The sequence below is a fragment of the Halococcus sp. PRR34 genome (assembly GCF_028617175.1).
Classification (GTDB): domain Archaea; phylum Halobacteriota; class Halobacteria; order Halobacteriales; family Halococcaceae; genus Halococcus; species Halococcus salifodinae.
Genome location: NZ_JAQJDA010000030.1, coordinates 1 through 26,244, shown reverse-complemented (window position 1 = coordinate 26,244; position 26,244 = coordinate 1). Strand labels below are relative to the sequence as shown.

Here is a 26,244-nt window from a genome sequence, read left to right as displayed (position 1 = left end):
ACAAGAAGATACGCTGTACTGTTTCGGTCACAGTCACTGGAGGTGAAGTCTAAACGGTCTTGCGACGCGACCAATCGTTTGGGGTCTGCGTCGGCCCGAAGCGCATTTTGTCGGCCACCACTATACAACGAGGATTCAACGCCACGAGACCGTCGATGGCCGTGCGTAATTCGTCCTCGCTCCCTTCATCGTAGGCCATATACAGGGCGTAGCTGGCGACGACGACATTCACAGATTCCTCAATGTTCGGTTCACGAAATGATCCGTGATCGAATGAGACATTCTCGATACTGCGTCTTTCAGCCTTCTCTCGGGCGTACTGGAGCCACTCGTCGTAGATGTCTCGCCCTAACACGTGGTCACACTTCGATGCAAGTTCGAGAGCGACGATACCTGTGCCCGTACCGATATCGACCACGGTATCATCGCGCCCGATTGGAGCGTGCGTGAGAAGAGAGGACAGACACCTCTGGTACACCTCATCTGCCTCGCTGTCCGCATCGTAGTCCATCGGGGTGTAGCCGTGATAGTCGCGTTCCGTGTTGGTCATCGGTACGGCGAATAGGATATGCTGCAGGATAAGGGTCTCAAGAATCATCGTTGACACATTCGGCCGATACATACGCGCCCTGTACCTCTCGCATCATTCCGGATAGTTCTGATAATGTACTAAAAGAGAATATGAGAACTTCCGCTAAACACTACAGCAATCGGAGAAGGATGTACGTCCATACGAACGAAAGCAGTGGTGAACGAGCCAGCGCCAAGCCAACTGACGGCAGATGATTCATCCACCACACAGCTGGACGAGTGTAGCGACGACGCCAGCGCCGATCGAGTGACCTGCAGTCGGATTCACTCCACCACAACCGCTCCCCATCAGGTTCGGGCAACCCACCGCCCGAGCCGGGTTCGAGCGGTTTCATCAACGGGGCAACGAAGTAGAAAATTCTTTCAGCGTGTCTCGTGTCTCACTCGACAATGAGCACGGCACGAGGGTTGCCGATCCGCGTTACCCTCTGGTGTGTCTTCCTCGGGGTCGTCGCCGTGGGCGGCGTTGCCGCCGAACCGGTGTGGCCACAAGAACGCCAAATCGAGACCGAACGCAACGAGTCCGACAACCGACTCCACATCGCGCTCCGATCGGATGGCTCGGCGGACGTCCGGATGAGCTACCGCACCCGGCTCGACGATCCGAACGAGACGGCTGCCTTTCGGCAGCTCCGAGCGAACGCCCGAGCCACCCCGGAACGCTACAGCGAGCGGTTCGCCGAACGGATGAGCGAGGCGGCCGCGACCGCCGAGGTGACGACGGGCCGAGAGATGGCGATCGAGAACGTGAGCGTGCGGACCACGCGCCCGGATAGTACCGTCGGAGTCGTGACCTACACCTTCACGTGGCGTGGTTTCGCGACGACCAACGGCGAACGTCTCGGGGTCGGCGACGCACTCGAAGGGTTCGTCCTCCACGACGGATCGCAGGTCACGATCGCCTGGCCGGACGGCTACGAGCCGGCCACGATACGTCCATCTCCCGACGACCGACGAGCGAACGCCGTCGTCTGGACGGACTCGCCGGCGTTCGAGGAAGACGGCCCGCGAGTCGTGGTGTCCGCGTCGAACACGACCACCGTCGGTTCGTCGGGGGATGCCGATCCGGGTGGCGTGATCCCGAACGCCGTCGAAGACCTCCCGCGTGGCGTGGCGGCGCTCGTGGTGGTCCTCGTCGTGGTCGTCGTTGTCTTCCTCGTCTACCGGAAGAGCGGGACGACGACTGCCGAAACGACTGGAGCCGCGGGGAGCGAAACCGCGGCCACGGTCGCACCCGGGAGCGACTCGATCGACGGAGGCGCGACGAGCGTCGATGGTGGCACCGCCGACGACACGGACGCTACCGAACCGGCGCGCGACGAACCGAACGACGACGCGGCGAAGCTACTGAGCAACGAGGAGCAGGTGCTGCGGGTGCTCGAACGGCACGACGGACGCATGAAACAACAGCAGGTCGTCACCGCGCTTGATTGGACCGAAGCGAAGACGAGTCAGGTGGTTTCCAGCCTGCGTGCCGAGGACAAAGTCGAGGGGTTCCGGCTCGGCCGCGAGAACGTCCTGTCGCTCCCCGAAGATCCGACCGGCGAAGCGGGCTCGAACGGGGATAATTCGGGTTGATTCGGCTGAACGGTACGGGGAGTCTATATCGCCCCACCGCATCGTGGAGTACAGTGACAGCTCGATGACTGATCGACGGCGCGCGGTCGCACTCTCGCTGGTGATCGTCCTGCTTTCGAGTGTGGTATCGGTCGCTGCGCTTGCACCCACGGCTGCGCAGACGGAGCCGACCGATGGGCAGCGGAACGGATCGGTGTCGGGAGCCGAGACACCGGGTGCGGCGTTCTCGATCGCGATCGGTGTTCAGGGCACGGAGACGGAAGCCACGGTCGAGTGTCGAGCACTCGACGCCGCGCTTGCGAACGCGACGACCAACGGATCGGTGGCTGCTGTCGTCGCCGACGAAACACGAGCCATCGCCGAACGGCTCGATGGGCTCTCGACACGCCACAGGACGCTTTCGACACGGAACACGAGCGCCAACGACACGCGTAAAGCGGTGCTTCGCGCGAAGCGGACGACACTCGACTGTCGGCTCGATCGCCTCTCGACAGCAGCGGCGGCCCTCCCTCCCGACGTCCGTTCCGCACACGACATCACCGACCGCAGGCTATCGATGCTCTCGACGCGTGTGAACGCCGGCGGCGAAGGGATCGAAAGCGGTCGTGTGGACAGCAGACACGACGGAACGAACGGCACCGTGACGACAGGTGAGCCACAGCCGCGAAACGCCTCGACGACACAGCTACCCAAAGAGCAGACACCGACCGCGACAGCGACAGAGCTGGAGACACCGACGGAGACGGCGACCGAAACGGCGACAGAAACACCGACAGCGACCGAAACGGCGACAGCCACGAAGACGACGACAGCAACGGCGACGCCGACCCCGACTACGGACCCGACCCCGACAGCGGAATCGACCACCACGGACGACTCGGCGGGCACCGATCGGCCCACGGCATCCGACAAATCACCTGACGACGGTGAGGGCGACACGGAAGAAACGGACGACGATGGCGGGAGCGACACCGACGAATCCGACGGTCGGACGAACGATGAAGGAGACAACGACGACGAGGCGGACAACGACGGGGAAGACAGCGACGACGAGGCGGACAACGACGAAGACACGAACGATGAGTGACTGTGGCCGAAGCGATAGTGTTTAGCGGAAGTCCTCGTACCCCCATCAGACAATCACCTTGTCAGCTGTTAGAACTACCGTGCAAGACAGAGAGAATATCTCGCATCTGATGTCTGCGGCTATCTCTTGTTTCAGAGACTGGCCCTGTAAGCAGGGGAGTGCCTGACGATTGTTGAGTCGGGTAGCAGGATTTCCATAGGTGACAGGGCGTAGATAGCGAATCAGTCCGGATTTCTTGTGAGACACTACTACTACTACTTCAGCGGTTGATGTAGAGTAGCCAGGATCCCACACTGGCAGTGACTGGCAAAACCGTACAGGAGAGGGATAGTCCATTTTCGTCGTACAGCGCATCTATAAGCCGATTCGAGAGAATAGACACCCATAGAGAGAAACACTATGAAACAACGAGTGCTGTTCATTCACGGCGCCGGGGGATACGAGGATGATCAAATATTGGCGACTGATCTGCGTGATGTGCTGGGGACGGCATACAACGTTCGGTATCCGAAAATGCCGGATGGAACCGAGGTAGAGAGATGGAACGAGCAGATCGCAAACGAACTCGCTGCTTCAGATGGCAGGGTGATTCTCGTCGGGCATTCGCTAGGTGGTTCGCTCCTGCTGAAATATCTTTCCGAAGAGACGGTTGAACAACCTGTTGCCGGACTGTTTCTGCTCGCGCCACCCTACTGGGGTGCTGAAGGGTGGGATGTCGACGAGTACACGCTGCAAAACAACGTCGCATCGAAGCTACCCACTGAACTGCCAGTGTTCTTCTACCACAGCCGCGCTGACGAAATAGTACCATTTGCCCACCTTGCGCTGTACGCAGGAAAACTTCCGCAGGCAACTATTCACGAGCGTGATAGCGGCGGACATCAGTTCAACAACGATTTGTCAGAAGTTGCTCGTGACATCAAACGACTGAAGCAGAAGAACTCATAGCGAGACAAACAACTGACTCACTCAGACACGTCTGTAGGTGAACCAGAACCACCGAAGTGGTACTACTCAGATTCAAGTTGCTGCATAAGGCCGAGCATATCGGACTGAGTCCATGTCTCAATCAGCTGTCTATCCTCGAATCGATTGATTTCGACGGCGAGCATCTCTACTCGTTTCCCGGTCGGCTCCATGTCGCCCATAGGACCTTCGTGGGTCCCGGTCATCGTCCACCGGAGAGCTACCTTACTGCCCTCTTCTACGGCGTCCTCAATAGTGAACTCCATATCCGGGAAGCCCTCTCGGGTCATTCTCACCAATGTTTTGTACAATTCTGGCCCGCGCATCTCCTCGGCAATCTCGCAGTCGTGGATGACGTACTCTGGTCCAACAAGTTCATCCGCAACATCTGGGTTTTCTCCGTTCCATACTCCCTCAAAGAGCCGGTGAAGAATTTCGGTTTGTTTGCTCATGGATTCCCCATCTCCGGTAGCACTGATGCTGATGGACAGTAAATATGTCATCCTAGCAGGTCGGAAGTGACCACTCACGCGAAACCCGGAGCGCGTCGGTCACGCGACGGCGTTCGCTCCCGCACCACGGGACCCTCACGGCCCACGGGGAGCCGTCGGCGCAGGCGGGATAAGTATGAGCGTGGGACGTGCAAGATGCGCGCCCTATATCTTGCACGCCGATTTTAGCAGAGAGCCGATCTGTGATAGTGGAAAGTACGAAGGCTTCAGCTGATCTCTATAGTGAGTGACTGCGACCGAAGCCAGTGAGTGGTTTTCGGAGCGAGGCACGAGAAATCTCGTTCGCGTAGTTCGAGCGCGACGTTCCGATCACGATGGTCCCACGTCGGTTCGTCTGGCGCAGTGATCGCAACAGGAACGGAGCCACTGCGATCCAACTATGCAACTATCCTAATTATTTGGTGCAGGGATTCGACCGAACACGGACAAAAGGGCCGAAATCCGGGTTAATTCGGGCCAATTCGCGCGGATTCGAGTAGACAATCGTCTGACTTGATGTGGGTTCCTGTTGTGCGAACGGTTGCGGCAGCACGCCGCAGAATCGGTCGATGGTGCCGGGCACGCTGGAGTGGGGCTCCGCAGGGGGCCCGCCCGTGACCGGCCGCATCGTGAACATCGGACGCGCTGACGACCGAATCTCACCACCGTGACAACACAACCACTGACGGACGACAGTCGAATCGGCACCCACCGACGGAAACTACGCCGGCTCCACGAGCGGTATCGGAAATACTACCCGTTCGTTGGCTTCCTTGCCGGCCTCGTGGCCGTTGCCGTGGGTGTGAGGACGGCCGTATCGGGAATCGGCACCGCGATGCAGCCGTATCGGTACTTCTTCCAGCTCGTCCTGGCAGCGACGGTGCTCTCGCTGTTTCGCAACGAGTTCGGGGTGCAGACCTACGGGCTGTTCGCGCCGGCCATCATCGCGTTCATCCTCCTCACGCTCGGGCCGCTGTGGGGGCTCGTGATGTTTCTCGACATCTTCGTGCTCGCGCTGGCGACGTACGCCGTGCTTTCCCCCTTCCAGCTCGGGACCGCACCGCGGGTTGCGACGCTGCTCTCCGTGGCCAGCCTCGGCACGCTGTTGGTGTTGCTGTTCGCCGATCACGACTTGCTGCCCAACCTCTTCACCACTGCCGACGTGTTCTTCCCCTCGATCATCAGCGCGTGGTACGCCGATCGGTTCGCCACCGAGGTCGAGGAACGGGGCTGGAGCGTGCCCGCCGTGCAGTTCCTCTGGACGCTCGTGGCCATCGTCGCCGCCTACCTCGTGATCTCGAACCGGACGATCGTGGCGTGGTTCATGAGCACGCCCGAGGCGTGGGTCGGCCTCATCGTCGCCGTCGTACTGGTCGGCTCACAGCCGACGCTCCGGCTCAACGAGTATCGACGGTTCACCGACCATCTCGGGACGAACTCGCTCGACGCCGCCGTCACGACTCTGCAGGTCGGGCTGTACAATCTCCAGTCGCGGCTGTTCGGCTCGCCAGCGGACGGGCCGGAGACGCTCGAAAAGGCGGACGTGCTCCCGAAGAACGTCCGCAAACGGTACATCGAGACGTACAACCCGCCCCACCTCCGGCCGGGAGCCGACGAGAAGGCGATCACGAACAAACGGCTGAACGGGATCGGCATCGGCGCACCGGAGACGTATCTGGTGGCCGATGGTCCGGGAGATCTCGACGACGCCGTCGAGTTCATCCGCGATCACGACGATTTCGTCATCAAGCCCAGCAACGGCTACGGTGGCGAAGGGATCGTCGTCGTCTCCGGCCGCGTCGAACGGGTCGACGACGGCGGGGGCAGGGGAGAGCCGTCGTACGAAACCTCGAAAGGGGAGCTGACACGGACCGAGCTGGGAAACCACGTTCGGCGGATCGTGCAGGGACACTACTCCGGGCTCGATCCCGACGGCACGGCCATCCTCGAAGAGCGACTCGTTCCCGCGGACTCCCTACTCGCTCTCTGTGGACAGGGCGTTCCCGACGTTCGCGTCATCGTCTTCCAGGGCTATCCCGTGATGACGATGACGCGACTGCCGACCGCCGAATCACAGGGCGCGGCGAACCTCCATCAGGGCGGTGTCGGGGTCGGGCTCCGCATCGCCGACGGGACGCCGATCCGGGCCTACCAACAGAGTCGTGATCGGTGGCTGGAGAACCATCCCGACACGGGAGCCGATCTCACTGGATTTACGCTGCCGAACTGGACGGGGATCCTGGAGACGGCAACGCGCGCCGCGGCGGCGTCCGGTCTCGGATACACCGGTGTCGACATCGTTCTGGACGAGGCGAACCGGCCACGCGTCCTCGAAGTGAACGTCCGTCCGGGACTCGGGATCCAGAACACGACCGATGCAGGGATACTGAAACGCCTCGAAACGGTCGAAGCGCTGCCGCGCGAGTACGAGTTCAGATCGACGACCGAGAAGGTCCGACTCGCCATGGAGTGGGACGAGCGCGGGTGGGCGGTGACGGCCGATGAATAGGATCCAACGCCTCGGAGCGGCGTTCGTGATCGCGGGCGCGACGGGGCTGTTGCTCCGGGTCGTCGAGACCGACGTCGCGTCCCCGATCGTGACGTTCGGGTTCCTCCTGGTTCCGATCGCGTTCCTGTGCTTCCTGAGCTACCACGCCGTCGCCTACCTCGGGTACGCGTGACGCAACTCACCGAAACCAATCATGCAACAGAAATCCACAAACACGAACGTGGCAGCGACGAGTCGAAACGCAGCGTCGAAACGGCGGTCGACCGGCGAGCGGGACTGCCGTCCCGGCTGGAGGGGGTGGAACCTCCGACGCGGGGTGTCCTGCTGGATCGCGCTCGTCGTCGTTGTCGGCCTGATCGCCGGGCCGGCAGCCGGAGTACAGCCCGAGCCGCAACCACAGACCCAGACGAACGCGACGGGTGGATTGGCGGAGGCCCCCTCGCCGACAGACCGGGTCAACATCACCTACACGCTCGATCGAAGCCCGAACGAACGGGGTCACGCGCTCGTCACGGCGAACGTCACGCTCCCGTCGGACGTGTCGTCGTTCGACATCAGCCTCCCGTCGGCCGCGACGGTACAGCGAACCCAGGGGTTCGAACGGGACGAGCCCGGAACGATGGGCTGGGAGTGGAACGGATCGACGCGACACGCATCGATCACCTATCTCGCGTCGGTCAACGCCACCTCGGGCGGTGATCTCGAAGGCGTCGCGACCGGCCAGTGGGCGCTGTTCGACTGGCGAACCGTCGGGATCGATTGGGAATCCGAACGGACGGACGACGGAACCGAAACGAGGCCGTCCGAGACCGCACGCGTCGCCGAGCAGGGCGTGGCTGGCCCCAACTTCGCCTACCTGGGTCCCGGTCAGACGTACGACCGGACCGTCGACGGGACGACGATCCGTCTCGTCGTTCCGAAACACGCACAGCCCGCGAACGAACCGCAGGCGATGCTGACGGCGCTCGCGAAGGCCGAGCGATCGCTCCAGTTGAACGCACGGACCACTCACGTCGACGTCTTCGTCGCACCGCCGCCGATCGGCGTCAGCGGTCGTTCGGGTGGAGTGACACGAAACGACCGTCACGACATGCTGGTGCATCAGTCGAAACGCCTCGCGACGCCGGACAACGTCCTCCTGCACGAGTACGTCCACTCGAAGCAGCGATACGACACGACCGACGAGATGGAGTGGATCAACGAGGGCAGCGCCGAGTACTACGGCGCGCTGCTCGCGTACAGACAAGGGCTCGTCTCGTTCGAGACGTTCCGCGATTTCGCGGTGAGCGAGGCGTATCCCGAATCGACCCTCGCCGACCGCGAGTCGTGGTCGTCCTCACGAGTGGCCTACCGGAAAGGGCTGCGGACGTTCACCGCACTGGACGCGACGATACGATCGCGGAGCAACGGAACACGGTCGCTCGAACACGTGTTTCGGCGGCTGAATCAGCACGAGGGCGAGATCACCGACGACGTGTTCGCGACCTACGTCGCCGAAGCAGCGGGCGAGTCACTGACTGCGTGGCTCGACGAACACGTCGAGTCGGCGACGGTGGCGAACGTTCCGACGAGCGAGGCACGATACGGACAGTCAGGCAGCCAAGCGGCGGACACGACCACCGGTTCCGTGACTGCCGCCGTCCTCCGGCCGGCCATCGCGAACGCGCCGCCCGTGCTGTTCGTTGGCGGGATCGTCCTGTTGCTCGCTGGTTGGGCACGGAGACCGCCGGACGGTTCGCGGTAGCGGACACCACCAGCCGGTGGTCTCGACAGCGACACGCCTTCGACCGGACTGGGACCATCCCGGTGACCTATGTACCGCTCTGTGCCGTTCCTTGTCCCTCGTTCCAGCCCCGTACCGATATTATAAAACATCTTAGTGAAACGCTCGGGATCGCCACCTGCATGGTCGATTTCACTCGACGGAACCTGATGGCCACGTCGGTGGCGGCCGCGCTCGGTGCCAGCGTGGCCGGCGTGGCGAGCGCCCAGACGAACGAGGACGAGGACACGCCGATGGCCCCGAGCGTCGACGGTACGATCGAGCGGTTCGCGACGACCGCGCTCGGTGCCGAGGTCACCGGCCCGGAGGTCACGGCGAACGGAACGCTGTTTTTCAGTCTCCAGCACCCGAGCCGGCAGAACGCCGCACCCTACAACAAAGGCGGGATCGGGTACGTGGGCGGCTACGACATCACGAGCGACGGGTTCGACGAGCTCGGCGTGCCGAGCACCGACGAACAACAGGGCGAGGTCAGAGTCGCCGGCGGCGAGTACGTGGTGCTCGCCCAGGAGGGCGACAACATCGGCGACGACGAGGATCTGGGGTATCCGGTCACGCCCAGCGGGGTTTCGCTCGACGAGTACGAGGGCTCGCGGTACACGAACCTCGGCAACAACCCCGACTGCAACCGATTCGTCGCCACGAACGACGCCGAAACCGAGGGCTACCTCTTCACGAACTTCGAGCAGAGCCCCGGCGACGTCAGCCGAATCCCCCTGACCTGGGACGACGACGAGTGGAGCGCCGATCTCGACGGCGCGATGAACCTCGCGAACACCGAGGCGCTCCGGAACCTCGGCGGCACGCGTGTCAACTGCTATGGCGACCTCAGCCCGTGGGGTACCTACCTCTCGGCCGAAGAGGAGTACTCCCACCCACGGCTCTCGCTGACGGCGACCACCAGCGAGATCGTGGAATCGGGCAGCGGGGTCGGACTCCGGGGCGCGGCCCAGTTCTACAACCGCCCGAACCCCGCGGACATCGCGAGCGCCGTCGAGGAGTACTACGGCGACGACGCGTGGTACCCCCAGGGCGCGTTCGCGCTCGGCGGACTCGAACTCCAGGCGTACTATCTCGGGGCCGACGCGGTGGATCAGGACGGCGAGAACACCACGACGCCGATCGAGTCGCCCTACCCCAACCCCTACCGCTACGGCTACATCGTCGACTTCCGCAACCCGACGGCCGACACCCCGGAACCGATGAAGTACTACGTCGGCGGGCGAGCGTCGTGGGAGTGTCCCGACGTCCAGGCCGACGAGAAAACGATGTACCTCAGCTCGGACGGCGACAACAAGGGGTTCTACAAGTTCGTCGCGAACGAGCCGATCCCGAGCTACGACGACCCGATGGACGTCGGGGGAACGCTCCACGCGGCGAACGTGACGAACGAGGCCGCCGCGAAGGCGAACCCACCGGGAAAAATCGCCCTCGAACTCGACTGGATTCCGCTCGGGAGCGCGACCAATCGGGAGGTCGAATCGTGGATCGCAGAATACGACGACATCGATCAGGTGGATTACCTCGCACACGCCGACACCGACTGGGGGGAGGATCTCGAAACGGCGCTCGAAGAGGCCGACAAGGAAGTGATCGAGAACGGGAACGAGGACTACATCCTCGACGAGGCGATCGTCGAGTGGGCCGAGCAGTACGAGAACCGCGGTCCCGACCAAATCGATGAGGACCTCCGCCGCGTCCCGTTCCTCGAAACCCGCGCCGCCGCGAAGGAAGTCGGTGCCACAGTAGAATTCAGAAAGAGCGAGGGGATCGACAGCGCCGACGGTGCGGAGCCGGGCGAGTACATCTACGTCGGGATCTCCGAGATCAACGACGGGATGACCGACGACGCGGGCGATCTCCAGCTCGACCGTGTCGACGGCGGGATGGTCTACCGCGCCGAGATCGAGGCCGACTACGACATCTCGACGCTCGAACCCGTCATCGTCGGGCCCGACGCCACCGATCCCGCCGCCGTCGCGGACGACGCGCTGCTCAACGTCGATAACGTGTTCGTGATGGACGACGGCCGCGTGCTCTGCTGTGAGGACGCCGATCAGTTCCGCCGCTCGTACCCGAACGACTGTCTGTACGTCTACACACCCGATGAGGACGGAAACGGCGAGGACGACAGGGGAGATGGGAACGACGGTACTGACGAGGACTTCTACGATCCCCCGGCTGATGACCCCCTGAACGCACGGTTCAGGGACTGCTGTGCCAACACCGTCGGCTCGCCACCCGATAACGGGATCCTCAACCTCAACGTCGTCTACGGTTCGTTCGAGAAGCCGTACGACGTCGAAATCACAGCCACGGGTCTCTCTGCCGAGGAAATCGACGACATCGTCTACGCCGATCCCGACTTCGATCGGACCGGTCTCGACCGGACCGACATCGTCGGCATGGACGTCAGCGGTGTTCCGGTCGGTGAGTACGAGTTCACCGTCAGCGTCGTCGGCGAAGACGCCAGCGAAACCCTTTCGCTCGAAGTCACGGACGCGTAGAGCCAACCACCAGTGGTGGACTGGACCGACTCGGGAGACGAGAAATTCCCGAGGTATCCGATCGAGGACCGCCCGAAACCGTTTTGTACCACCGCTAAATAACACTAAGTGGTATGAGCGAGTTCGAGGCGTTCAGCGAAGTCGGTGAAGCGGAAGTAACACGCGCGATCGGCCAGGAGTGGACCGAGGAGTTCATGGACTTCTCGGATTCGGACGTGATCATCGTGGGCGGTGGGCCGTCGGGGCTGATGGCCGCCAAAGAGCTGTCCGAGCGCGGGGTGCAGACGATGGTCGTCGAGAAGAACAACTACCTGGGTGGTGGGTTCTGGCTCGGTGGGTTCCTGATGAACAAGGTCACGGTGCGCGAGCCCGCCCAGCAGGTCCTCGACGATCTCGACGTCGACTACAAACAGTCCCAAGACAGCGAGGGCCTCCACGTCGCCAACGGCCCCGAGGCGTGTTCGGGGCTCATCAAGGCGGCCTGTGACGCCGGCGCGAAAATGCAGAACATGACCGAGTTCACCGACATCGTGATCCGCGAGGACCATCGTGTCGGCGGGATCGTGATGAACTGGACGCCCGTCCACGCGCTGCCCCGCGAGATCACCTGTGTCGATCCTATCGCCATCGAGAGCTCGCTGGTGATCGACGCCACCGGTCACGACGCGATGGCCATCAAGAAACTCGACGAGCGTGGCGTTCTCGATGCGCCGGGTCTCGAAGACGAGGCCAGCGGGATGGACCAGACCGGCGACGACACCTACGGCGCGCCCGGCCACGACTCGCCCGGTCACGACTCGATGTGGGTCGGCAAGAGCGAGGACGCCGTCGTCGAACACACAGGATTGGTTCACCCCGGCCTGGTCGTCACCGGCATGGCCACCGCCACCACCTACGGCCTCCCGCGGATGGGGCCCACTTTCGGCGCCATGCTGCTGTCGGGCAAGCGCGCCGCCCAGGCCGCCATCGACGAACTCGAGATCGACGCCGCCGACGTCGAAATGACGACCCGCGCCCCCGCCGACGACTGATTACCGAGCGGAGTTTTCACTGAGCCGAGTCGCGCTACCGTCCGAGCGGAGCGAAGCGCACGAATCGGCCCAGCGACCACCACGCGAGCGCGAGGACGCCCGCACCGACCGCGTCCGCGAGGGCGTCAGCGGCGCTCGCCGTTCGATAGGGGATCGACCACTGAACGAGTTCGACGCCGATCCCGAACCCGACCACGAGCACGACTGCGAGAGCTATCCGACTGCTGCCGCGGTCCGACGACACCGACGCATACAGCAGTGTCGCGGTGAGTCCAGCGTACGCGAATGCGTGGGTCCACTTGTCCGCACCCACGACCCCGAACGGTCCCATCGTTGGCGCTGCCGCCGGATCAGGCCTTAGAACCGACCCGACGAGAATGACGGCAGCAACAACAACGACGAGCCCGTAGCGAAGGGAACGGGCAGCGAGGGGCACGCGCACTCTGGTCATGTGCCGCGCACGGAAACGATCGAGAAAAAGCGTGCGATCGCCCGGCACTGAGTACCATCGAGCGATCACTCCGCTGGCTCGCCGAGTGCGAACAGCGTCATTGGGGTTTGGTTCGCCGCCCGTGGCGAGAGGTGCTCGGTCACACGATCGTCGTAGAAAGTGAACCCGCGTCCGCCGAGCGTGCGGTGGGCATAGGTGGCGAGATAGAGCCGGCCGAGACGGATTCCGGCCGCCAGTTGTGCGAGGCGATACCCTCGATTTCCGACCTGCTCGACGATCGCCTCCACATCGGCCAGCAAATAGACGTTCGCCGCAGCGTCGCCGACCACGGACTGATCGAGCGCGAGGTGGCCCGCAGTCTCCCGATCGGTGTCGCCGATCCGTTCGAGAACGTTTTCGGCAGGGTGATACTGGTAGGCTCCGGTCGGAACCCCCTCGACTGCGTGGACGAGACAGTAGCAGTCGACGAGCGTCGACGGCTCGGCCGGTTCGTCCGGCCCGCTGTCCTCGCTGTCCCCGAAACAATCCAGTGGAACGCCACCGAGCGCGCGGTCGAGCACCGTGGCGAATTTTCGGGAACTGATCGGCTCGTGGCTGTATTCGCGCAGCGATCCACGCCGTCCGATGGTGTTTTCGATGGGGCGCGACGACGCAGTGTCCTCGTCGACGGGATCGAGGGCGATTCGGTCGCCATCGCCGGCGCTCCGCGCCGACTGCTTGAGGGACGCTTCGCGTCCCTCGCTGTCGCCGGGAGGGTGGGTGCCGAACGGAGTGGAACCGTCGTCGCCGGCAAATCGTTCGCGCCACTCGACAACAGTCTCGCCGTCCGAAAGCCTGCTCGCTCGCCACACGTCGGCAAGCAACGGGTAGTCAACCGGATCGGACGCGAGTTCGGTCGCCGGATCGATCGGGTCGATGGGTTCGACCGTCCGAGCGTCCGCCTCGGAGTCGTCCCGGCCCACGGCGACGAGTTCGAGGGGAGCCTCGTCGTCGGGATCGAGACCGAGCAAGCGAGCCACCGAGTCGTCGGCGAACCCGGTCACGACCTCGGCGCGGTGGCCGGACGCGTGCGCGACCGCGAGCAGGTTCGCGAGGATCGTCCCGGAGTCCCAGAACGCGTGGCGGTAGGTCCGGTTCCGATACTTCCACGCGTTGCGCCACCACTCCGAGGTCGCCACGATCGTCACGGGTGCGTCGGCGATCCCTCGATAGTCGCCGGCCGCATCGGCCAGCACGCCACGGTAGTCGCCCTCGCGCAGGACGTGAAACTCGTCGGTGTCGGGGTCGTAGTGGTAGACGCCGGCATCGATCCCGTCGGCGCCATCGCTACCGTCGAGATCGCCGGTGATCGCGTACAGATCGACATGATAGAGCTTGCCGGTGCAAGCGGCTGCGCGGAACGTCGCGGTCTCGCCACGGACTTCGAGTGTCTTCGTCACACCGGCGGCGTAGTGACAGAGTGTCGTGAGGTCGATTGGGTCCGTGTCGCCGTCGGGCGTCTCGTTCGGCTCCGCGGTGGCGGTCGCGATAGCCTGTAGTGCCGGCGTTTCGGGTGGCGTCGAGACCGTTCCGAGCGAACGCCGGGGGAGATCGACGTACTCCTTCGACGGCCGCGGCCGGTTCGCAAAATCGAGTTCGAAGTCGTCCGCGCGCAGCTCGCGCGGCGAGTGTTTCGTTCGCTCGTGGTACTCGCGGGCGTCGACCATTGCTCCATCGTTGATCCAACGGCGACAAACCCTTTCGGGTGGTCGCCATCGGCGGGACCGTGGTGAACCACGCGACCGCAGCCGCGCTGCCGACCGCAAGCATTTCGCCGCGCGACCCGGACATCGAGTCATGATGGAACGAGTCACGCTGTACCGCGCGCCCACCACTACGGCCGACGCCGATGCGATCGCCGCGTGGCTCCGCGGGCGTGTGGACGCCGACGTGACGGTTCGTGACCGGTTTCTCGATCGCCACGCGGACGACGATCTCGCCGAAGCGTTCGCGCGGGCGCGAGTGCTCGATCCCTACGAGCGCGAGACGGGCAACGAGATGCTCGGCATCGTGCGGTACGAGGAGCGCGCCATCGACCACCCCGAACGCGCGGGCGGGGTCATCTACGACGGCCAGCAAGCTCAGCGCGCCCTGGGTGCCCGGCTCCCTGCCGACGAACGCGGCCTCGATCACCTCCACATCCCGCTGCTCGACCGCGTGATCGGGACGTGGGGCAACCACGATAAACGGTGGCACAAGCGGGTGAACGTCCTCGGCCAGCCGGCCCTGCTCTCGGTTCCCGGCCTGTTCGAGGCCCCGGCCAAACCCGAAGCCTACTATCAGGAACAGCAGCGCCACGCCATGCTCTCGGGCGATGCGCCGCCGCGCGAAGTTCTCGAAAACCAGGTCGACGGCGAGTTTCTCGTCGAGGACGACCCACGAGCCACCGAGGCGCTCAAAGGCTACGTCCTCCAGGCGGTCGAGTATCTCGACACGGGATCGGCCTTCTGTGACGACGAGCGGTGCCGCCTCCACAACGCCCACCGCCAGCCCGGTGTGATCGCAGCCCAGCTCAGCGAGCGCGAGTTCTGCGAGACCCACGCCGAACGGTACGGATAGCGCCCGCCGCGGTCACTCGTCGGGTTCGACGACCCGGCCGCTCGACAGTCGAACGAATCCCACTCCGAACGTCTCGTCGAGGCGATCGACCGTCCGATCGTCAAGCGGCTGTCGGGCGGCCGCAACGCGCTCGTCGAGCAGCTCCCACGGCGGGTTCTCGTAGCGCAGCTGGGTTGCAGGCGGTGTACTGGCGGCGACGAACAGCCGAAACGCGGCGTCGAGCGGACGGGCCCGCGACTGGGTGCTCCGTGCGGCGTCAAGCAATGCGATATGGCCGCCCGGCCGCACGAGATCGAGCCACCCCTCGACCGACTTCGCCGGGTCGGAGAGCATTCCGACGACGAAGCTCGACAGCATCGCATCCACGGGCCCGGTGACTGGCGGCGCGGTGGCGTCGCCGTGGACGAGGTGGACGTTCGTCCAGCCCTTACGCACGACGCGGGTGGCCGCCCGATCGAGCATTCCCCGAGTAAAATCGACGCCAACCACCGTCCCACCTGCACCGACTCGCTCGCGGAGATACGAGAGATTCACACCGGTTCCACAGCCCATTTCGATCACGGTGTCACCCGCCGAAAGATCGAGGCTCCGGGCGGCCTCCTCGCGCCACGAGCCGACGCCGGGGAACGTGGCGATGGGATCGTAGAGCCGCGCCCACCGGCCGTAAAACGACTGTGCCGCATCCACTGCGGAGTTCAATTTCCAGTCCAATCGGTGTCGAGTACCGCGTAGTCGTAGGTATCGAGGTATTCTCCGTCGGCGAATGCGCCATCCGTATGCTCCCCCTCTCTTGCAAAGCCGAGACTATCCAGTATCCGAATCGAGCCATCATTCGTTTCGAGGACACCTTCGGCAGTGATTCGGTGTAGATTCAACTGCTCGAACCCATGTGAGATGAGTGATCGCGTCGCATCCGTCCCATACCCCTTCCCTTGTTGCTCCGGGGTCAACCAGAGCCCGACTTCTGCTTCACCGACAGTGCGGTCAGTGATCCAAAGCGAAATATGGCCGGCCCGTTCCCCATCGGCGCAGACGATGAGTCTGAGTGCGTCGTCATCAGTGCTTGTTTGCTCGAAAGCGGCCTCCTCATAGGTGAGATTCTGTGGAGCTTCCGTTCCCAACACCGTCCGAAGTCGTGGGTCGTTTACGTGATCCCGCCGAAACTCGGCGTCGCCGCGCTCCCGCGTTCGGAGCGTCACCCGTTCGCCTTCGATGAAAACAGCGCCCGTCATACGAATCGAACGAGTGGCTCTCGGATCGTCTTTTCGGTGGCTCGGACGATCGAAGTATCGTCGGACCGGATCAGAGGAGGTCGCGGACGTGCTCGGCGGCCGTCTCGGCGTCGGGCGCGAGCAAGTACGTGATCGGCTCGATCCCCATCGCACCGGTCTGGTAGAGCACGTCCGCCTCGGCGACCGCGACGCTCGCGATGGCTGACTCGGTGTCGGTTTCACCGTCGAATTCGACGGTTTCGAGCCCGAGTGACCCGAGTCGGTCGCGGAGTTCGGCGTCGTATCGGAGGTTGAGCGCGGCGCGGGCGTCGGAGCCGTTCTGCCGCGCGGCGAGCAACACGCTTGCGACGTGGCCCGAGACGCCGAACTCGGGATCACCCGGCACCGTGGTCCGGCCCTTCACGTCGAAAATTCGACCGGGGACGCCCGCGACGTCGTCGATCCCGTCGGCGTCGGGGGTACACTCGACGAGATTGGAGCCGACGTTCGGGATCAGCCCCGCGAACCCGCTGGTGGTTTCGAGGGTGCGGAGCCCGCGCCGGACCGACGATCGGGTGCGCTCGGCCGCCCGGAGCGCCCCGTCGGGGTCGTGGACGTCGTAGCCGCTGTTCTCGGCGAGTCCCGGCACCGCTTCCTCGTGGAGCCGCGCGAGCAGGTCGCCGCGTTCGAGCCGCCGGATCAGGATCTCGACCTCGACCAGCGCGCCCACCGGTGTCAGATCGCCGGTCGCGAGCCCGTCGGCGAGTTCGTCGGCGAGTTCGCGAACCCGATCGTCGTTCAATACTGCTTCGTTCCGAGCGACTCCGCCGTGGGCGTACTTCGAGACCGCGGACTGACTGATGCCGAGGATCGACGCGACCTCGCTCTGGGTGAGATCGCGCTCGCGCAGACGCTCCGCGAGCATCGAGCGGAACGTGGGAAGGAACTCCTCGACGACGAGCTCCTCGACGAACTTCATCGGCGCTCGCCTCCCTCGTGTCGCGAGTCAGCCGGCGTGTTTCGGCCGTCTGCGTCGTGGGATCGGTCGTCGGCGTCGGGTGATCGGTCGCGAGCGGTCTGGTGGCCACCGAACTCGTCGTCGCCACCGATGCGGGAGGCTTGCGGACCGGCTTGATCCTGGTACTTCGAGCCGCGCTCGGAGCCGTAGGGCCGGTCGGCGGGGGTTTTGAGCTCGGTGAAGATCACCTGCGAGATCCGCATTCCCGGGGTGAGTGCGACGGGCGCAGTCCCCAGATTCGAGAGTTCGAGCGTGACCTGGCCCCGGTAGCCCGGATCGACGATCCCCGCGGTGGCGTGGATCACGACGGCGAGCCGCCCCAGCGACGACCGGCCCTCGACCCGTGCGATCAGGTCGTCGGGGACCTCGACGCGCTCGACGGTCGTCCCGAGCACGAAATCGCCGGGATGGAGGATGAACTCTTCGTCCGGCTTGACGTGGGTTTCGGTGACGTACTCCTCGATTTCGTTTTCGGAGTCGGGATGGATACAGGGGATGTTGGTGCGCTGGAACTCGAGGAACTCCCGGCCGAGCCGGAGGTCGACGCTCGCGGGCTGGATCTGGAGATCGGGGTCGTCGAGCGGCTCGACGACGAGGCTGCCCTCGTCGAGCCGGCGGTGGATGTCCGCATCCGAGAGGATCATGCTCGGTATGGACGGCGGCAGCGGCCTAAACCTTCCCGTCGAGTTCGCGCAAGCACAACCGTTTCCCGTCGGCTCTCGATACCATAGAGGAGAATGGTAGCACTCGGGAGCGGGCCGTCGACCGATCGCACGCGGGTCGGCTGGTGGGCGTTCGTCGTCGCTCTCGCCGCCATCGCGGGCTACGTCGCGTACTCGTTCGTCGGCATGGTGGTGCTTGGCGTGTTCGGCTACTACGCGACACGGCCGATCTGTCGCCGGCTCGCCCGTCGGATCGATTCGGACGGGATCGCGGCGGGTGCGACGGTGCTGCTGGTCGTGATTCCGATCCTCCTGCTCGTGGCCTATGCGGGGTTCAACGTCTTCCAGCAGCTCCAGGGGGCCGTCGGGGCGAGCGGTGGCGGGGCGTTCGGTGGGGTCGTCGATCTGAGCGTTCTCCCACCCGAACAACAGGAAACGGCGCGGACGCTCCTCCAGAACCCCCGCCAGGTGGTGAGCCAGCCCCAGCAGGTGGCCGGGACGGCGCTCTCCGTGGGCGCACAGGCGTTCAGCGCGGTCGCCGGCGGACTCGTGCTCGTCGGCCTCGCGCTCACGCTATCCTTTTTCCTGCTTCAGAACGACGACCGGCTCGCCGGCGGACTCGAAGCGCTATTCGGCGGCCGGGACACTGTGGCGTACGCCTACGCCACGGCGGTCGACGAGGACCTCGAATCGGTGTTTTTCGGCAACCTCCTGTTCGTGATCGTCATGGCGGTCATCGCGGCGGTCGCCTACGAGGCGACCAATCTCCTCGCGCCGGGGAGTCTCCACGTGCCGATGGTGCTGGTGCTGGCGGTGCTGACAGGGTTCACCAGCCTCATCCCGGTCGTCGTCGGCAAGGTGATCTACCTGCCGGTCGTGGCGTATCTCGGCGTGCAGGCGCTCCAGACGGGTGGCGGCGCGTTCGCGTTCGTCGCCGGGGCGCTCGTCGTCTACTTCCTCGTGCTCGACATCCTGCCGCAGACGTTCCTCCAGCCGTACATCACCGGCAGACAGCTCGACATGGTAGTGATGATGTTCGCGTATCTGCTGGGACCGATCCTGTTCGGCTGGTACGGTTTCTTCCTGCTCCCGATCGTGTTCATCGCGATCCTCGAACTCGTCCGGATCGTACTCCCCGAGCTCGTTCGGGGCGAGCCCCTCACACCCACCGTATCGCTCGGCGAGGGCGTCGGGGCCGACCCACGGTCGGCACGCGACGACGTTCCTGCTGATGACGCGGCCGACGAGACGGCCAACACGGACGAGGAAGTCGACGACCCAGCCGGCGCAGGCTGACACCCGCTATCGAGTAGTCAGCCCTATACCCGCAGCCACCCCGTCTCGGGTATGAAACAGGCCATCGTCGCGCGCACCGATCTGGGAATGGGAAAGGGGAAACTCGCCGCCCAGGTCGCCCACGCCTCGCTGTCGGCCTACGAGGACACCGGCTCGCGCACGCGAAACGAGTGGAAAGGCTCGGGACAGAAGAAAGTCGTTCTCAAAGGAGACGGCGAGCGGACGTTGTTCGAGCTCGCCGACCGGGCCGAGCGCAAGGGGCTGCCCCATGCCATCGTCCGCGATGCGGGCCACACACAGGTCGACCCCGGCACGGTGACCGCGCTCGCGGTCGGGCCGGGCAAGGAGAGCGTCGTCGATGGGGTCACGGGCGACCTCTCGCTATACTAACCCACCTTTTGCTGTCGTTCGGAAGGCGCTCCGCGCCTTCCGTGATGACGAGACGCCGAAGGCGTCTCGAACCACGCTCGTTCGCTCCCTCCGGTCGCTCACTCGCTGGCAAAATGTGGATCAAAAGCCCGCGTCACCCCCCTCGCTTCGCTCGGGGATTCCTCGGCCCGCTCGCTCACTCCGTTTGCTCGCGATACGAATCACATACTCTTCCGCTACCGCCCCGCGACAGCCACACACCTCCCCAACCGATTCCCTCGTTTCGCTCACTACGTTCATTTCGCTTGGTCATCCCTCGCGCGCTCTCCGGCCTTCGGCCGGATTCACCGCGCGCCACCGTCCTCCTCCCACACAATCGAGAGTTCGCACCGGCAAAACGGGCGACGGGCCGACCACAACGCACTTACTGGCACCCGTCGGAACGCGCGCCATGAGGAGGATTCACCGGTGTGGGTAGTGATCGATTGATGCGCGAGGCCCACCCCATCGAACGCGCGGTCGGCATCAGCCACTACGTCAGCGACGCCGATGGCACGGGTGGACGGCTCCGCACCCGGCCCGCGGATTTCCGGGTTCGCGAGATCGAGCGTGAGGGATTCGAGCCGATCGACGCCGACCCCGACGCGTACCCGCACGTCGTCTTCCGGGCGACCCTCCACAACTGGGACACCAACGACTTCGTCGGTGCGCTCTCGAATCGCCTGGAGAGCAGCCGTGAGCGTGTCTCGTGGGCAGGAACGAAAGACAAGCGTGCCGTGAGCACCCAGCTGTTCTCGGTCGATGGCGTCGACCGGGCGGCACTCGTCGATGCGGCGGCAGGCCTCGACGACGTCGACTGCACGATCGTCGGTCGATCGGGGCGTGCGCTCCGGTTCGGCGATCTCGCGGGCAACGCCTTCGAGATCGTCGTCCGCGACGCCGAAACCGAACCCGTGACAGCGATCACCGACGATCTTCGGGCGTTCGGTGGCGAAAACGACGGTGACGACGAAACGGGTTCCAACGGTGGCGTGACGGTCGGCGTCCCGAACTACTTCGGCCAACAGCGGTTCGGCTCGCTGCGGCCCGTGACACACGAGGTCGGCCTCGCGATCGTCCGGGGAGACTGGGCGGGGGCGGTGCTTGCCTACGTCGGCAACCCTCACTCGAACGAGCCGGACGACACCCGCGAGGCGCGGACGTTCGTCGAACGCGAGTTCCGAATCGACGACGAGGATGCGGAAGCCGGAACAACGACCCGTGTCCGCTCGGACGGCTGGGAAGTAGCGCTGGAGCGCCTCCCGAACCGACTCGGGTTCGAGCGCTCGATGGTCCACCGGCTGGTCGAGAACGGTGCACAGAGTCGAGAGGATTTCCGGGCGGCGATCGAGGCCGTCCCGAGCAACCTCCAGCGACTGTTCGTCAACGCCGCCCAGTCCTCGCTGTTCAACCGAATCCTCTCGGAGCGGCTCGCACGCGGCCTGCCGTTCGGCCGTGCGGTCGCGGGCGACGTCGTCTGCTTTGCCGATCCTGACGCGCCCGACGAACTCCGGGTTCCCGACCCGGATCGGAGCCAGCGCGCAACCGAAGACCGGGTCGATACCGTGAACCGCCACGCGGCGCGCGGCCGGGCGTTCGTCACCGCACCGCTCGTGGGGACCGAAACGGAGCTGGGCGATGGGGAGCCGGGGGAAATCGAGCGCGAGGTGCTCGACGAAGCCGGGATCGCGCCCGCCGATTTCGATCTCCCAGGGTCTTTTCACTCAACGGGGACTCGCCGGGCGGTGCTCGTCGAGTGTGATCTCGACATCGAACGCGATCCCCTCACCGTCGATTTCAGTCTGCCGAAGGGGTCGTACGCGACCGTGCTGCTCAGAGAGTATCTGAAGGTCGATCCCGTCGATCTCGGGTGAGAACGACCGGTTTATCCGCCGCGTCGCCGAATCCCGCGCATGGAGTGTGGCCGGTGTGGCGCGCGACTCGACCGAGCGGGCGACTTCTGTCTGACCTGTCGGACCGCGAGCGTCGACAGCGTGGTGCTTGACTGCGGACGCGAGCGCGCCACCGCCACCAGCCTCGCCGACGACGAGCGTGTCGGGACGTGGACGGTCACGACGGTTCCCGAAACGGGCGAAAACCGGCCGCGCGAACTCCGGAACTTCGCGGGACGGATCACCGACGAGATCCACCGCAAGCGCCCCGAGACCGTCTACGCGACCGGCGACCGCGAGGTGCTTCGTGCGGTGCGGGCGGGGCTTCACTACGACCTTCGACGGATCGCGGACCCGGGCGACGACCCGGTCGCGACCGTGATCGAGCGCGCGGACGAACCCACGCTCGCGGTGGTCGAGACGCCGCCGCGCGAGAAGCTCGGTGGAGCGCACTCGACGCTGGTCGGCGGCCGGACAGGTCGAGACGCGATCGGTGTCGCTGCCGATCACCCACACGTGAAGAAGGTGATCCCGGGACCGATCGACGCCGGCGGACGCGGGTCGCGGACGGGTGTTCGCGCGAAGGCGACCCGGGCCGATTCGACCGGCAACGTCCGCTTCCTCATCCGGGACGGATCGAGCGTGCAGGAGGTTCGGGTGGTGACGACCGCCGCCGACCGCGATCAGGGCGAGCGGGTGCGCGAGGACTTGAATCGTGGGCTCGCCGACGCCGACCTGCGAGAGTGACCACGGGAAGAACACGAAGGGTTTTACTCGCCCCTCGGCGTAGTGACGTCACCATGGGTAATCAGGAAGTCGGGAGTGCGGGCCGGTTCGGCGCACGCTACGGTCGCGTCTCGCGCCGACGCGTCGCCGAGATCGAGGCCGAGATGAACGACGATCACGGCTGTCCCGAGTGCGGCGAGGACGCCGTCGATCGAACCGATACGGGGATCTGGGAATGCGGCAAGTGTGGCCACACCTTCGCCGGCGGGGCCTACCGGCCCGAGACGCCCGGCGGGCAGACCGTCGAGCGCTCGATCCGGGCCGCACTCGCCGACGAGGGTGCAGACGACGAATGAGCTACAAGTGTTCGCGGTGCAAGCGCGACGTCGAACTCGACGACTACGGCGGTGTGCGGTGTCCGTACTGCGGCCACCGCGTCCTGCTGAAAGAGCGCAGCCGCGACGTCAAAGAGATCGACGTCGAGTAGTGACCGAGCGCCACGAGACCCTTCTCACGTTCGAGTACGACACCACCGCGCGAGCCACGACCGTCGCGGCGAGCCTCCGTCCCGAGATCGACGACATCGAGGGCGACCGCACGCGGGCCAGCCTCACGCGCGATGGAGGATCGGTTGAGATCACCATCGAGGCGGCGGATCTCGTCGCGCTCCGTGCCGGGCAGAACACGTGGCTGTCGCTGACGGGGGTCGCGGAGCGGTGTGCGGCGTTCGGCGATTCGCACCCGGACGGCGGGTGAACTGAACGGTACCATCGGGCACGACGAGGACCGACTGGCGACTCGGCGGGAGAGTGCTTATTCGTCCCTGTGCTGACGACAAGACATGCGATTCGTCAAGGTGTCCGTTCCGGCCGGAAAGCGTGCGGACGTGCTCGCTGCACTCGATGAGGCGGACGTCGACTACGCGATCGCCGACGAGTCGGACGACAGTGACTACGAAGCGGTCGTCTCGTTCCCGCTCCCACAGGACGCCGTCGAGCCGACGCTCGATCGCCTCCGTGCGGCCGGCGTCGCCGACGACGCCTGGACCGTCGTTCTCGACGCCCAAACCGTCGTTTCGGACCGTCTCGATCGACTCCGTGAGGATACCGACCGAGCCGCGCGGCAGGGCCGCATCGCCCGCGAGGAACTCAGGACGGCGGCCGCAGACCTCGCTCCAAAGCGCTCCGAGCGCTGGTCGTACGTGGCGATGACCGCCGTCAGCGCCATCGTCGCCGTCGTTGGCCTCCTCCAGAACTCGGCGGCCGTGGTGGTCGGATCGATGGTGATCGCGCCGCTGATCGGCCCGGCAATGGCCGCTTCCGTGGGCACGGTTATCGACGACCGCAAGCTGGCGACGCGGGGTGTCGGGTTGCAGGTCATCGGTCTCGGTCTCGCGGTCGTGAGTGCGGCGGTGTTCGCCGCGGTCGTTCGGTTCGTGGGGCTGATTCCACCGGGGACCGATATCACGTCGATACCCGAGATTCAGAGCCGTCTCGCGCCAGATTTTCTCTCGCTTGCGGTCGCGCTCGGGGCTGGCGTCGCCGGCGCGATCAGCCTCACGACGGGAGCCGGCGCAGCGCTCGTGGGCGTGATGATCGCGGTCGCGCTCATCCCGCCCGCCGCGACAGTGGGTATCGGTCTCGCGTGGGGCCAGCCGCTCGTGAGTCTCGGCTCGGGAGTGCTCGTCCTCGTGAACGTGCTCTCGATCAACCTCGCTGCACTGATCGTGCTCTGGGTCATCGGCTACCGACCGCAGGACGCGCTTCGACTGGAGGAAGTCAGAACCACACTCGTGCAGCGTGCTCGTGTCCTCGCACTCGCGCTCGTCGTCCTCTCGGTGTTTCTCGCCGGCGTTACGTATCTCACCTACCAGTCCTCGCAGTTCGAACAGCAGACCGAACGCGAGGTCCATGCAATGCTCGACGAACAGCCGTATCGGGACCTCACGCTGTTGGATGCCTCGATCGGATCGAGCGAAACGGCCATCGCGTTCGACGAGGCGGGCCTCGCTGCCGGAGGACCGATCAACGTCACCGTGACGGTCGACCGGCCACCGGGCAGCGATTATCCCGCGTTCGCCACGAGGTTGGACCGCCGACTCACGCGGAGCACCGGACGCAACGTGATCGTCGAGGCGCGATTCATCGACGCTGCCGGAACCGGCCCGACACGGTCGGCGAACGTCACCGGCTCGTGAGCGCACAGCGGCCTCGAACGATCGTTCCGCCAACGGGGCCGACCCGAGATCGGGAGATCGTATCGAGGCGACGAGATATCGGAAACATCGATCTCGCGCCGACGACGAAGCATCCCACGACGAGAAGCGGGGGTTTTTCCCTCCGGCCGCCGAGGTGACGGGTATGCAAGGTAACCTGCCGCCGGAAGCACAGGAGAAAATCGAGGAGCTTCAGGATCTCCAGGAGAGTGCCCAGCAGGTCGCGGCACAGAAACAGCAGGCCGAGACTCAGCTCACCGAGTCCCAGACCGCACTCGACGAGCTCGACGACATCGACAGCGCCACCACGATGTACCGCGAGGTCGGCGAGCTCCTGATCGAGACCGACTACGACGAGGCCGAGGAAGACCTCGACGACAAGGTCTCCAGCCTCGAAGTCCGCGTCGAGACGCTCCAGAAACAGGAAGAGCGCGTGCAGGAGCAGTTCGAGAGCCTCCAGAGCGAGCTTCAGCAGATGCTGAGCGGTGGCGGCGGTGGCGGTCCCGGCCCGGCGGGCGGCATGGGTCCCGGCGGTCCCGGTGCGGGCGGGTAGATGCCGACCGAAGACGAGGTGGTAACGACGGCCAGCGAGGCCGCCGAAGGCATGATCTTCTCGCGGTACAAGCGATCGGCAGTCCGTGATCTCGACATCACCGTGGGGTTCGAGGACGGTATTCTCGACATCGACATCTACCTCAATCCACCCGACGATGCAGAGCCCGATCCCGAAGCAGTCATCGAGAACGCGATCGTGGCGGCGGAGTCGGCAGTCGACGAGCTGTTCGCCGACGAGTGACGGATCGCGGTGCGGTTACGGCGCGGTAGCGGGTCGCGGCCCACGGTGCGTCGCGGTTTGCAGTACGGCGGTGCGGTGGCGGTTCCTGGCGTCTCGACGAACATCGTGAGCTGAGGCTCAAAAGAGCAAGCTCTCCTGGTGGATGAAGGGCGAGGGCGCGAGTGCAACGAGCGCCCGAGGGCTTCGGCGGTGCTGTGCGGTGGCGGTCGCGGTGCGGTGGCGGTCGCGGTGCGGAAAGCGCCAGTAGTTCTACCGCGAGCGCCTTCGGCGCTCGCGGGTGTTTTTCATGAACGTTTTTGCAAGTGGGGGTGGGCGACCGAGCAGCGCGAGGGAGCGCGCCCCCCCCCCCCCCCCCCCCCCCAAAGGGGAGCGCGGGCCAGAGCGTGGGCGCCCGGCCCCCCCCCCGCCCGCGGGGGGGCGCCGGCGCG

The 26,244-nt window shown here is 65.0% G+C and carries 27 protein-coding genes; 19 read left to right on the top strand and 8 right to left on the bottom strand.

All coding sequences use genetic code 11. The annotated features are described in order from the left end of the window. Positions 1 to 49 precede the first annotated feature (49 nt). Positions 50 to 550 carry a class I SAM-dependent methyltransferase gene (locus tag PHA81_RS19495; protein ID WP_273838412.1) on the bottom strand — a complete coding sequence of 167 codons (501 nt, stop codon included), beginning with the start codon at positions 548 to 550 and terminating at the stop codon, positions 50 to 52. Between the two features lie 431 nt (positions 551 to 981). Between PHA81_RS19495 and PHA81_RS19490 the strand changes: the two genes are divergently transcribed. The 3 genes from PHA81_RS19490 to PHA81_RS19480 all read left to right on the top strand — a co-directional run bounded on the left by PHA81_RS19490 (position 982) and on the right by PHA81_RS19480 (position 4,204). After that, positions 982 to 2,169 (top strand): hypothetical protein, encoded by a 1,188-nt coding sequence (locus PHA81_RS19490; protein WP_005039145.1) that lies wholly within the window; start codon positions 982 to 984, stop codon positions 2,167 to 2,169. Positions 2,170 to 2,233: 64 nt separating this feature from the next. Next, positions 2,234 to 3,256 (top strand): hypothetical protein, encoded by a 1,023-nt coding sequence (locus PHA81_RS19485; protein ID WP_152424382.1) that lies wholly within the window; start codon positions 2,234 to 2,236, stop codon positions 3,254 to 3,256. 399 nt (positions 3,257 to 3,655) lie between these two features. After that, entirely contained in the window at positions 3,656 to 4,204 is a 549-nt protein-coding gene (locus PHA81_RS19480) for an alpha/beta fold hydrolase (RefSeq protein WP_005039151.1), read from the top strand. A gap of 62 nt (positions 4,205 to 4,266) precedes the next feature. Here PHA81_RS19480 and PHA81_RS19475 read toward each other — a convergent pair whose 3' ends face one another. Then, positions 4,267 to 4,674: an ester cyclase gene (locus PHA81_RS19475; RefSeq protein ID WP_273838407.1), complete on the bottom strand. Its 408-nt coding sequence runs from the start codon at positions 4,672 to 4,674 to the stop codon at positions 4,267 to 4,269. A 706-nt stretch (positions 4,675 to 5,380) separates the two neighbouring features. Between PHA81_RS19475 and PHA81_RS19470 the strand changes: the two genes are divergently transcribed. The 5 genes from PHA81_RS19470 to PHA81_RS19450 all read left to right on the top strand — a co-directional run bounded on the left by PHA81_RS19470 (position 5,381) and on the right by PHA81_RS19450 (position 12,543). Continuing rightward, a complete protein-coding gene (locus PHA81_RS19470) occupies positions 5,381 to 7,222 on the top strand; it encodes a sugar-transfer associated ATP-grasp domain-containing protein (RefSeq protein ID WP_005039158.1) in 1,842 nt (613 codons plus the stop codon). Next, positions 7,215 to 7,394 carry a hypothetical protein gene (locus PHA81_RS19465; protein WP_049909779.1) on the top strand — a complete coding sequence of 60 codons (180 nt, stop codon included), beginning with the start codon at positions 7,215 to 7,217 and terminating at the stop codon, positions 7,392 to 7,394. The genes PHA81_RS19470 and PHA81_RS19465 overlap by 8 nt, the downstream gene beginning before the upstream one ends. 48 nt (positions 7,395 to 7,442) lie before the next feature. After that, positions 7,443 to 8,966 (top strand): hypothetical protein, encoded by a 1,524-nt coding sequence (locus tag PHA81_RS19460; RefSeq protein ID WP_152424383.1) that lies wholly within the window; start codon positions 7,443 to 7,445, stop codon positions 8,964 to 8,966. Between the two features lie 161 nt (positions 8,967 to 9,127). Further along, on the top strand, positions 9,128 to 11,512 hold the full coding sequence (locus PHA81_RS19455) for an alkaline phosphatase PhoX (RefSeq protein ID WP_005039163.1): 2,385 nt from the start codon (positions 9,128 to 9,130) through the stop codon (positions 11,510 to 11,512). A 113-nt stretch (positions 11,513 to 11,625) separates the two neighbouring features. Further along, positions 11,626 to 12,543 (top strand): sulfide-dependent adenosine diphosphate thiazole synthase, encoded by a 918-nt coding sequence (locus PHA81_RS19450; protein WP_005039166.1) that lies wholly within the window; start codon positions 11,626 to 11,628, stop codon positions 12,541 to 12,543. A gap of 34 nt (positions 12,544 to 12,577) precedes the next feature. Here PHA81_RS19450 and PHA81_RS19445 read toward each other — a convergent pair whose 3' ends face one another. Together PHA81_RS19445 and PHA81_RS19440 are read right to left on the bottom strand one after the other, a co-directional pair. Further along, positions 12,578 to 12,994 carry a VanZ family protein gene (locus PHA81_RS19445; RefSeq protein ID WP_273838398.1) on the bottom strand — a complete coding sequence of 139 codons (417 nt, stop codon included), beginning with the start codon at positions 12,992 to 12,994 and terminating at the stop codon, positions 12,578 to 12,580. Between the two features lie 65 nt (positions 12,995 to 13,059). Continuing rightward, positions 13,060 to 14,700: a SagB family peptide dehydrogenase gene (locus PHA81_RS19440; protein WP_005039170.1), complete on the bottom strand. Its 1,641-nt coding sequence runs from the start codon at positions 14,698 to 14,700 to the stop codon at positions 13,060 to 13,062. A gap of 133 nt (positions 14,701 to 14,833) precedes the next feature. Between PHA81_RS19440 and PHA81_RS19435 the strand changes: the two genes are divergently transcribed. Next, on the top strand, positions 14,834 to 15,592 hold the full coding sequence (locus PHA81_RS19435) for a DUF6775 family putative metallopeptidase (RefSeq protein WP_005039173.1): 759 nt from the start codon (positions 14,834 to 14,836) through the stop codon (positions 15,590 to 15,592). 12 nt (positions 15,593 to 15,604) lie between these two features. On the opposite strand, the gene PHA81_RS19430 is transcribed toward PHA81_RS19435, so the two are convergent. From PHA81_RS19430 to dcd, 4 genes are all read right to left on the bottom strand, one after another. Beyond that, positions 15,605 to 16,291, bottom strand: coding sequence for a class I SAM-dependent methyltransferase (locus PHA81_RS19430; protein WP_241430235.1), 687 nt, complete (start codon positions 16,289 to 16,291; stop codon positions 15,605 to 15,607). Next, the gene (locus PHA81_RS19425) at positions 16,288 to 16,824 is read right to left on the bottom strand and encodes a GNAT family protein (RefSeq protein ID WP_005039178.1); all 537 of its coding nucleotides are present in this window, start codon (positions 16,822 to 16,824) and stop codon (positions 16,288 to 16,290) included. Before PHA81_RS19425 ends, PHA81_RS19430 begins: the two co-directional genes overlap by 4 nt. Positions 16,825 to 16,894: 70 nt before the next feature. After that, positions 16,895 to 17,782, bottom strand: a complete 888-nt coding sequence (locus PHA81_RS19420) for a thiamine-phosphate synthase family protein (protein WP_005039181.1) — start codon at positions 17,780 to 17,782, stop codon at positions 16,895 to 16,897. Then, on the bottom strand, positions 17,779 to 18,465 hold the full coding sequence (gene dcd / locus PHA81_RS19415; RefSeq protein ID WP_005039183.1) for a dCTP deaminase: 687 nt from the start codon (positions 18,463 to 18,465) through the stop codon (positions 17,779 to 17,781). The genes PHA81_RS19420 and dcd overlap by 4 nt, the downstream gene beginning before the upstream one ends. A 93-nt stretch (positions 18,466 to 18,558) precedes the next feature. On the opposite strand from dcd, the gene PHA81_RS19410 reads away from it, so the two are divergent. The 10 genes from PHA81_RS19410 to PHA81_RS19365 all read left to right on the top strand — a co-directional run bounded on the left by PHA81_RS19410 (position 18,559) and on the right by PHA81_RS19365 (position 25,816). Continuing rightward, on the top strand, positions 18,559 to 19,779 hold the full coding sequence (locus PHA81_RS19410) for an AI-2E family transporter (RefSeq protein ID WP_005039185.1): 1,221 nt from the start codon (positions 18,559 to 18,561) through the stop codon (positions 19,777 to 19,779). Between the two features lie 51 nt (positions 19,780 to 19,830). Then, the gene (pth2, locus tag PHA81_RS19405; protein WP_005039188.1) at positions 19,831 to 20,169 is read left to right on the top strand and encodes a peptidyl-tRNA hydrolase Pth2; all 339 of its coding nucleotides are present in this window, start codon (positions 19,831 to 19,833) and stop codon (positions 20,167 to 20,169) included. Positions 20,170 to 20,636: 467 nt separating this feature from the next. After that, a complete protein-coding gene (truD, locus tag PHA81_RS19400; protein ID WP_005039192.1) occupies positions 20,637 to 22,061 on the top strand; it encodes a tRNA pseudouridine(13) synthase TruD in 1,425 nt (474 codons plus the stop codon). Between the two features lie 39 nt (positions 22,062 to 22,100). Then, positions 22,101 to 22,826, top strand: a complete 726-nt coding sequence (locus tag PHA81_RS19395) for a DUF2103 domain-containing protein (protein WP_005039194.1) — start codon at positions 22,101 to 22,103, stop codon at positions 22,824 to 22,826. 53 nt (positions 22,827 to 22,879) lie between these two features. Next, entirely contained in the window at positions 22,880 to 23,161 is a 282-nt protein-coding gene (locus PHA81_RS19390; RefSeq protein ID WP_005039195.1) for a 50S ribosomal protein L37ae, read from the top strand. Continuing rightward, on the top strand, positions 23,158 to 23,292 hold the full coding sequence (locus PHA81_RS19385; protein WP_005039198.1) for a DNA-directed RNA polymerase subunit P: 135 nt from the start codon (positions 23,158 to 23,160) through the stop codon (positions 23,290 to 23,292). The genes PHA81_RS19390 and PHA81_RS19385 overlap by 4 nt, the downstream gene beginning before the upstream one ends. Next, complete coding sequence (locus PHA81_RS19380) at positions 23,292 to 23,561, top strand: KEOPS complex subunit Pcc1 (RefSeq protein WP_005039201.1); 270 nt, start codon at positions 23,292 to 23,294, stop codon at positions 23,559 to 23,561. Before PHA81_RS19385 ends, PHA81_RS19380 begins: the two co-directional genes overlap by 1 nt. 85 nt (positions 23,562 to 23,646) lie before the next feature. Continuing rightward, on the top strand, positions 23,647 to 25,002 hold the full coding sequence (locus PHA81_RS19375; protein WP_005039202.1) for a TIGR00341 family protein: 1,356 nt from the start codon (positions 23,647 to 23,649) through the stop codon (positions 25,000 to 25,002). Between the two features lie 163 nt (positions 25,003 to 25,165). Beyond that, complete coding sequence (locus PHA81_RS19370) at positions 25,166 to 25,573, top strand: prefoldin subunit beta (protein WP_005039204.1); 408 nt, start codon at positions 25,166 to 25,168, stop codon at positions 25,571 to 25,573. Next, entirely contained in the window at positions 25,574 to 25,816 is a 243-nt protein-coding gene (locus PHA81_RS19365; protein ID WP_005039206.1) for a DUF3194 domain-containing protein, read from the top strand. Positions 25,817 to 26,244 lie beyond the last annotated feature (428 nt).

Coding starts and splice junctions, on each gene's coding strand:
- PHA81_RS19495 (WP_273838412.1), bottom strand. CDS start 550: ATGACCAACACGGAACGCGACTATCACGGCTACACCCCGATGGACTAC.
- PHA81_RS19490 (WP_005039145.1), top strand. CDS start 982: ATGAGCACGGCACGAGGGTTGCCGATCCGCGTTACCCTCTGGTGTGTC.
- PHA81_RS19485 (WP_152424382.1), top strand. CDS start 2,234: ATGACTGATCGACGGCGCGCGGTCGCACTCTCGCTGGTGATCGTCCTG.
- PHA81_RS19480 (WP_005039151.1), top strand. CDS start 3,656: ATGAAACAACGAGTGCTGTTCATTCACGGCGCCGGGGGATACGAGGAT.
- PHA81_RS19475 (WP_273838407.1), bottom strand. CDS start 4,674: ATGAGCAAACAAACCGAAATTCTTCACCGGCTCTTTGAGGGAGTATGG.
- PHA81_RS19465 (WP_049909779.1), top strand. CDS start 7,215: ATGAATAGGATCCAACGCCTCGGAGCGGCGTTCGTGATCGCGGGCGCG.
- PHA81_RS19455 (WP_005039163.1), top strand. CDS start 9,128: ATGGTCGATTTCACTCGACGGAACCTGATGGCCACGTCGGTGGCGGCC.
- PHA81_RS19450 (WP_005039166.1), top strand. CDS start 11,626: ATGAGCGAGTTCGAGGCGTTCAGCGAAGTCGGTGAAGCGGAAGTAACA.
- PHA81_RS19445 (WP_273838398.1), bottom strand. CDS start 12,994: ATGACCAGAGTGCGCGTGCCCCTCGCTGCCCGTTCCCTTCGCTACGGG.
- PHA81_RS19440 (WP_005039170.1), bottom strand. CDS start 14,700: ATGGTCGACGCCCGCGAGTACCACGAGCGAACGAAACACTCGCCGCGC.
- PHA81_RS19435 (WP_005039173.1), top strand. CDS start 14,834: ATGGAACGAGTCACGCTGTACCGCGCGCCCACCACTACGGCCGACGCC.
- PHA81_RS19425 (WP_005039178.1), bottom strand. CDS start 16,824: ATGACGGGCGCTGTTTTCATCGAAGGCGAACGGGTGACGCTCCGAACG.
- PHA81_RS19420 (WP_005039181.1), bottom strand. CDS start 17,782: ATGAAGTTCGTCGAGGAGCTCGTCGTCGAGGAGTTCCTTCCCACGTTC.
- dcd (WP_005039183.1), bottom strand. CDS start 18,465: ATGATCCTCTCGGATGCGGACATCCACCGCCGGCTCGACGAGGGCAGC.
- PHA81_RS19410 (WP_005039185.1), top strand. CDS start 18,559: ATGGTAGCACTCGGGAGCGGGCCGTCGACCGATCGCACGCGGGTCGGC.
- pth2 (WP_005039188.1), top strand. CDS start 19,831: ATGAAACAGGCCATCGTCGCGCGCACCGATCTGGGAATGGGAAAGGGG.
- truD (WP_005039192.1), top strand. CDS start 20,637: ATGCGCGAGGCCCACCCCATCGAACGCGCGGTCGGCATCAGCCACTAC.
- PHA81_RS19395 (WP_005039194.1), top strand. CDS start 22,101: ATGGAGTGTGGCCGGTGTGGCGCGCGACTCGACCGAGCGGGCGACTTC.
- PHA81_RS19390 (WP_005039195.1), top strand. CDS start 22,880: ATGGGTAATCAGGAAGTCGGGAGTGCGGGCCGGTTCGGCGCACGCTAC.
- PHA81_RS19385 (WP_005039198.1), top strand. CDS start 23,158: ATGAGCTACAAGTGTTCGCGGTGCAAGCGCGACGTCGAACTCGACGAC.
- PHA81_RS19375 (WP_005039202.1), top strand. CDS start 23,647: ATGCGATTCGTCAAGGTGTCCGTTCCGGCCGGAAAGCGTGCGGACGTG.
- PHA81_RS19370 (WP_005039204.1), top strand. CDS start 25,166: ATGCAAGGTAACCTGCCGCCGGAAGCACAGGAGAAAATCGAGGAGCTT.
- PHA81_RS19365 (WP_005039206.1), top strand. CDS start 25,574: ATGCCGACCGAAGACGAGGTGGTAACGACGGCCAGCGAGGCCGCCGAA.